The 5468-nt window shown below is 45.4% G+C and carries 7 protein-coding genes; 4 read left to right on the forward strand and 3 right to left on the reverse strand.

All coding sequences use genetic code 11. The annotated features are described in order from the left end of the window. Nucleotides 1-112: 112 nt before the first annotated feature. From RMO52_RS06260 to RMO52_RS06270, 3 genes are all read right to left on the reverse strand, one after another. The gene (locus RMO52_RS06260; protein WP_309743709.1) at nt 113-490 is read right to left on the reverse strand and encodes a hypothetical protein; all 378 of its coding nucleotides are present in this window, start codon (nt 488-490) and stop codon (nt 113-115) included. A 25-nt stretch (nt 491-515) separates the two neighbouring features. After that, entirely contained in the window at nt 516-695 is a 180-nt protein-coding gene (locus tag RMO52_RS06265) for a class I fructose-bisphosphate aldolase (RefSeq protein ID WP_310411967.1), read from the reverse strand. Nucleotides 696-785: 90 nt separating this feature from the next. Further along, nucleotides 786-1292: a Dps family protein gene (locus tag RMO52_RS06270; protein WP_310411970.1), complete on the reverse strand. Its 507-nt coding sequence runs from the start codon at nt 1290-1292 to the stop codon at nt 786-788. A gap of 466 nt (nt 1293-1758) precedes the next feature. Here RMO52_RS06270 and RMO52_RS06275 point away from each other — a divergent pair, with 466 nt between their 5' ends. The 4 genes from RMO52_RS06275 (at nt 1759) to RMO52_RS06290 (ending at nt 5313) form a co-directional block, all read left to right on the forward strand. Next, nucleotides 1759-2061 (forward strand): Asr1405/Asl0597 family protein, encoded by a 303-nt coding sequence (locus tag RMO52_RS06275; protein ID WP_309743715.1) that lies wholly within the window; start codon nt 1759-1761, stop codon nt 2059-2061. Between the two features lie 39 nt (nt 2062-2100). Beyond that, nucleotides 2101-3555 (forward strand): TonB family protein, encoded by a 1455-nt coding sequence (locus tag RMO52_RS06280; protein ID WP_310411972.1) that lies wholly within the window; start codon nt 2101-2103, stop codon nt 3553-3555. Nucleotides 3556-3649: 94 nt separating this feature from the next. Further along, entirely contained in the window at nt 3650-4687 is a 1038-nt protein-coding gene (locus RMO52_RS06285) for a hypothetical protein (RefSeq protein ID WP_310411975.1), read from the forward strand. Nucleotides 4688-4689: 2 nt separating this feature from the next. After that, nucleotides 4690-5313: a MotA/TolQ/ExbB proton channel family protein gene (locus tag RMO52_RS06290; protein ID WP_309743721.1), complete on the forward strand. Its 624-nt coding sequence runs from the start codon at nt 4690-4692 to the stop codon at nt 5311-5313. Nucleotides 5314-5468: the final 155 nt, after the last annotated feature.

Consider the following 5468-nt stretch of genomic DNA (forward strand, 5'->3'; position numbering starts at 1 on the left):
ACAAAATCGGTAATCGGTTTGGAGCCACTTTGATAGATAAACGCCCCTTCTACGGGCAGCAATTGGGCTTCGGCTTGTCCTTTGGGCTTGACTTGCACTCCCGTTACCCCTGCTACTGATGTTCGGATAAAAACTGTTGAAAATGAAAGAATAGCGAAAAATAGTTAATCGCATCCCTGATACAAACCTGACAATTCCAAGAAAATTCCAGATAGCCATAATGCCGATAGCTAGATTTTTCATCGATCGTCTGACTGAAGCATCCAGTTGTAAAAAATCGGCTATTACTAGTATTCAAAGAACTCACCAAATCCTTCAATGCTCGATCCGCAGTTAGTTCGGGAATAGCATCAATTAATTCTGGATAAGTAGTGAGGTTTTTGAAACCATGATTTATCTGCCCATCTTCACTGGCGATTCCAGTTCCTAGATAAGGAATCTGTTTGGTACAAGAACTGAGTGATAATAAATTAATACACGGTAATTGCATTCCAAATTAAGTGAGAGCGAATTTCCTAAGATTTAGCGAGCATTCTCGTGCTAAACCAACTAAATCGATCGTCCAAACCATCCAAACCGTCAGTCACGAGTTCGTCGGGATGTCCGGCAAATGGTTTGGCACCACCATCGACTTCGATCCCTGGAATTAGCCCCGCCACGCGTTCGATGCGCCGTTCCCGGATTATGCGAGACAAGACAACATAAGACATTGCCCCTACTAAGAAAGGAAGGTTGGTGCGATCGGAGATCTGCTAATTCAAAGATCTGACCAAGTTATCAGGAGCCTAAAATTGACCGATATGATAGGCTCTCTCTTCGGTTTTTAGCAGAATTTGCTCGTATAAATGCAGTGTTGCCCGATCGCCCAAACTTTCAGCTTGACTAGCTTGGCTGCGGATCAGCGCGATAATTGCTTGTTCGCCTACCAAGTCATTTTCTAACATCGTCCGACAGTTAAAGGCACCATCGGCTTCAGGGGTGAAACAACAAAGTTCTGCCAATTTGGTAAAACTCGCCGCAGGGACTCCGCCTAAGCCATCCAAGCGTTCGGCAACATCATGAGCGTGACTTTTGAGTTGCTCGTAGCCATCTTCAAAAAACTGGTGCAGCGAGTAAAATTCTGCGCCTTCTACGACAAAGTGATGTTTTTGATATTGCAAGTATAAAGCCTGAAAACTTGCCAAAGCGATATTTAAGCCCTCACACACTGGCTCAGTTACCGTAAGATCCAATCCCACGACGTTAGCTCCGACTTCACCAAATCCACGCATTAAGCTCTGTGATGTTGTCATAAATTTCTCGCTTTCTATTTAAGGTTAACTTTTTAACCAGACTATTCGATATTTTTACAGCTAATCGTCATCGATTGATTTAACAAAGCAGTCTTAGTTAAGTATCTTAGCACGAGTAGTTTGGGTCGGGGGACGTGCTGTAAACCTGCTCACATCTCATTTGAGCTGCTCGATCGATAAGATGTACTATTGATAAAAGTTGGTAACAGCTCCGGTGCGACTCATTCGCCCACAATCTAGGCTAGTAGAGACTTTTAAGGATTTTTAGCTCTAATTGATGTCGCCTGATGCTAACATAGCTATCAACTTGTTGCTTCTAATTATCATTTAGGGTATTCTGAATTTAAGCAAAAGCATCGTTGGCGTAGCCTCTTTGCTAAGGCAAACGCTGTGCCTAATGCAGGCTTACGACAACGCGTTGGCAACGCCTGCGCTTTGCGCTTACGGAATGAGAATCCCAATTAAAATGGAACAAGTAAATTACTCAGACTGGATCTCGATCGTCGATATAGCCTGGGGCGAGCGCTGGCAGATACATCGCCGTCTTCAAGAGCTGAAAATTCCTTGTAAGTGTTCCACTGGGCAACTCTTATTAGTGACAGTAGACACGCCCACTGCGGCTATTCAAGTTTGGAGCGTGACTCGGACGCAATCGCTCGATCGCAGTCAATTGGTGGATTGGTTGGATCGCTGCTTCACTATACCAGCCGTTGGCATAGCCTCTGCTAGACGCGAGAATCGACATGGCAGTGAGTTACACGATCGCTAGCCAAAGTAATCAATCATAGCTGTATAAATTCCAACAATTATGGAACAATCGAGTTTCAGTGCTATATCCAGACGGAATGCCGACAAAAATCTGCTGACTATCTTGCTGGCTGGGGTGGGTGGCTCGATCGCGTTCCACATTGCGGCGATCGCTGGAGTCGCTCATTGGTGGCAGCCCACCGCCGCGATCGACGAACCGATGGAAATTACGATGGTAGATGTCGAGACTGAGCAGCCACCAGCAAAACCTGCGCCACAGACAACAGTAGCCCCCGTTAAGGCTCCTACAAAGGTAGAGCCAAAGCCAGAGGCGGCAAAACCAGTCCCGATCGTTAAGGTACCCGCGACACTGGAGCCAAAAACAGCTCCAGCTAAACCAATGCCGATCGCCAAAGTACCTGCCCAGGTAGCGCAAAAACCAGCCCCGATCGTCAAGACAGCATCAGCACTCGATAACTTCATCGATCCGGCGAAGCCGACGCCACGCGAACGAGTTCCCACTAAACCTGCTAGTAAACCTGCACCCAAGTCTATCGAACCGCCATTAAAAGTGGTAGCTCCAGAGTTTCCTGACGAACTATTCAAACCAGCGCAACCGCTAGCAGAAACTCCGGTAACACCCAAGCAAAAGGTAGTAAAATCGCCGACTTTTACTACCCCTCCACCGCAACAGCAGAAAATAGTCACAGAGCCTCAGCCGGGAACGCCCATCGGTGAAAATCAATCAGGGTTGGCGAGTACTTCACCCAATCGCCAACTTGCGAGATCGACAGATACACCCGCACCAACTCCAGAACAAGATTTTGGGGAAGTCGCACCGAGCAAAATTAAAACACCCACCCCCGACGACTTTACAGGCTCCAGCAACAACCAGTCAGGATTGGCGGGGCAACCTACTGGCGGCGGAAAACTAGGCAATAGATTAGCTGGGAATACGCCTGGTAGTAATACTGCCAGTGATGACAACTTTGGTAACGTCGCACCCAGCAAAGTCAAGGCTCCCAGCAATGACGATTTTGCAGGCTCCAGTAACAACCAGTCAGGATTGGCAAATAAACCTACTGGCGGCGGAAAGCTAGGCACTAGATTAGCTGGGAATACTTCTAGTATTACTACTAGAAGTGATGGTGAACCTAGCGGTGTCACTCCAGGCAATAGTTGGCGCGGTGCCAGAGCCGAGCCAGGTGCTGGCTTGAAACCAAATCCAGGGAATACCAGCAGTGACGATGCTGGTGGGAAAGCATTTGGCTTGCAATGTATCAACAGATGCGAAATTAGCGGACTGACAGATTTAGACGATCGCGATGGTGGCAAAGATAAATTACGGATCAGGATCGCCATCGATCCCAGCGGTAATGTCACTAGTGCGAGTATCGCCAAATCTAGCGGTAATTCGACGATCGATCGAGTAGTGATTAATGGAGTCAAACAAATGCAATTTAGCCCCCCAGGGAAAGTAGTAGAACGAGTAGTAAAGGCGAATATCTTACTATGATTAGACTGCTATTACTATTAAATTCGATCGCTAACGTTGGGCATTTTTAGTACTAATACAGTAATATTTATTCGATAAAAGTTGTTTGGGTTATATGAGTTATTTCAAAATATTAATTACGAGTGCAATCGGAGTTGCAGTCTCACTATCTCAATCTCATCACGCGATCGCCGCCAGCATCACATTGCCCGATGGGAGTAAATGTGAGGGTGAAGTGAGTAGAGGAGTTTTAAACGGGCAAGCCACTTGCAAATATGCTAGTAAAGATACCTATACTGGCTCTTTCAAAGACGGTAAATTTTCTGGGACTGGTAAGTATACATTCGCCGCTGGCGGCAGCTATCAAGGCGCATTTAAAGACGGTCAAATTGAGGGGAAAGGAGTAAGAACCTATCCAGACGGCGATCGGTATGAAGGCGATTTTGCCAAGGGAGAACCCAATGGCATCGGTAATTATATCGCGGCGGGTGGCGGCGGTTATCAGGGCGAATTCAAAAATGGAGATCCCGCAGGTAAAGGTGCATTTACCTTTAAAAATGGCGATCGCTGTACCGGAATTGCTACAAATACTCAACTCAATGGAGCTGGTACTTGCGAATACAAAAATGGAAATAGTTATCAAGGTAATTTAGCTAACGATAAGCCAGATGGTAAAGGTGTGATGACTTTTGCCGATAAGAGTACTTATTCAGGTGAATTTAAAGCCGGACAATTTGCAGGGACAGGGACTCGCAAATATAAAAATGGTAATATTTATACTGGTACCTTTATTAATGGCGCCCCCAGTGGCAAAGGAGCATTAATTCTAGTTAGTGGCGACAACTATACTGGTGATTTTGCGGCGGGAAAATTCAATGGTGCTGGCACCTATAAATTCAAAAATGGAGACAGTTATACTGGAGAATTTAAAGATAGTAAATTTGTCGGTAAAGGTGTAATCATTACAGGTGGAAATCGTTGTGAGGGAGAATTTAGCAATGGCGAACTAAATGGTAAAGCTACCTGTAAATACAAAGGTGGCGAACAATTTACTGGCGAATTTAAAGATGGCGATCGGGAAGGCAAAGGAGTCTTAACTGCTGCCAATGGTAGTAAAATAGAAGGAACTTGGAAAGCAGGAAAAATGCAATAATTATGGACTTTATTAAAACTTTTAATGCAGGTGGCGCGGTAATGTATCCCCTGCTGTTTGGTTCGATCCTCACGATCGCTCTTGGGATTGAAAGGCTATATTTCTGGACTAAAATCGGTCGCAGAGAGAAACCAATGATTAGGGCAGTATTAGATTTATATCAGAATGGATCGCCACTAGTTATCGATCGACTAGAACGCGAACAAGATCTACCGATCGCCAGAATCTTTATGGCGGCAATCGGCCTAAAAGATGCGACACCTGATGAATTTCGGTTGGCACTAGAGAGCGAAGCTCATGCCGAAATTCCGATCTTACGCCGATTTATTGATATTTTTGATGCCATTATTGGATTAGCCCCACTGCTGGGGCTTTTGGGTACCGTAACAGGCTTAATTGCTTCATTCTCTTCCCTAAAAATCGGTCAGAGTGCTGGGGCGGGTGCAAATAACGTCGTCGGCGGTATTGCCGAAGCTTTAATTAGTACGGCCACAGGCGTAGTTGTCGCCGTGATGGCTTCTCTTTGTGCGAATCTATTTCGGGCATTGTATCAACGACAAATGTCTCAAATTCAAGAATCCACAGGTCAATTAGAACTCATTCACCGTCGTAATTGGCAACAGTAAGCATCGTTGGTTAAATAACGTCAGTTCGGGATAAGAAAGGGAAGAGGCATTAAGCTAGAAGGTATAACTATCAACGCTCTAGCACCTCTTCCTATGAATAGTTTAGACGCATTATTCTCGGATATTGATGATTTCTGTCAAAAATTTGAACCAAG

The organism is Chamaesiphon sp. OTE_8_metabat_110 (assembly GCF_031382685.1).
Lineage (GTDB): Bacteria > Cyanobacteriota > Cyanobacteriia > Cyanobacteriales > Chamaesiphonaceae > Chamaesiphon.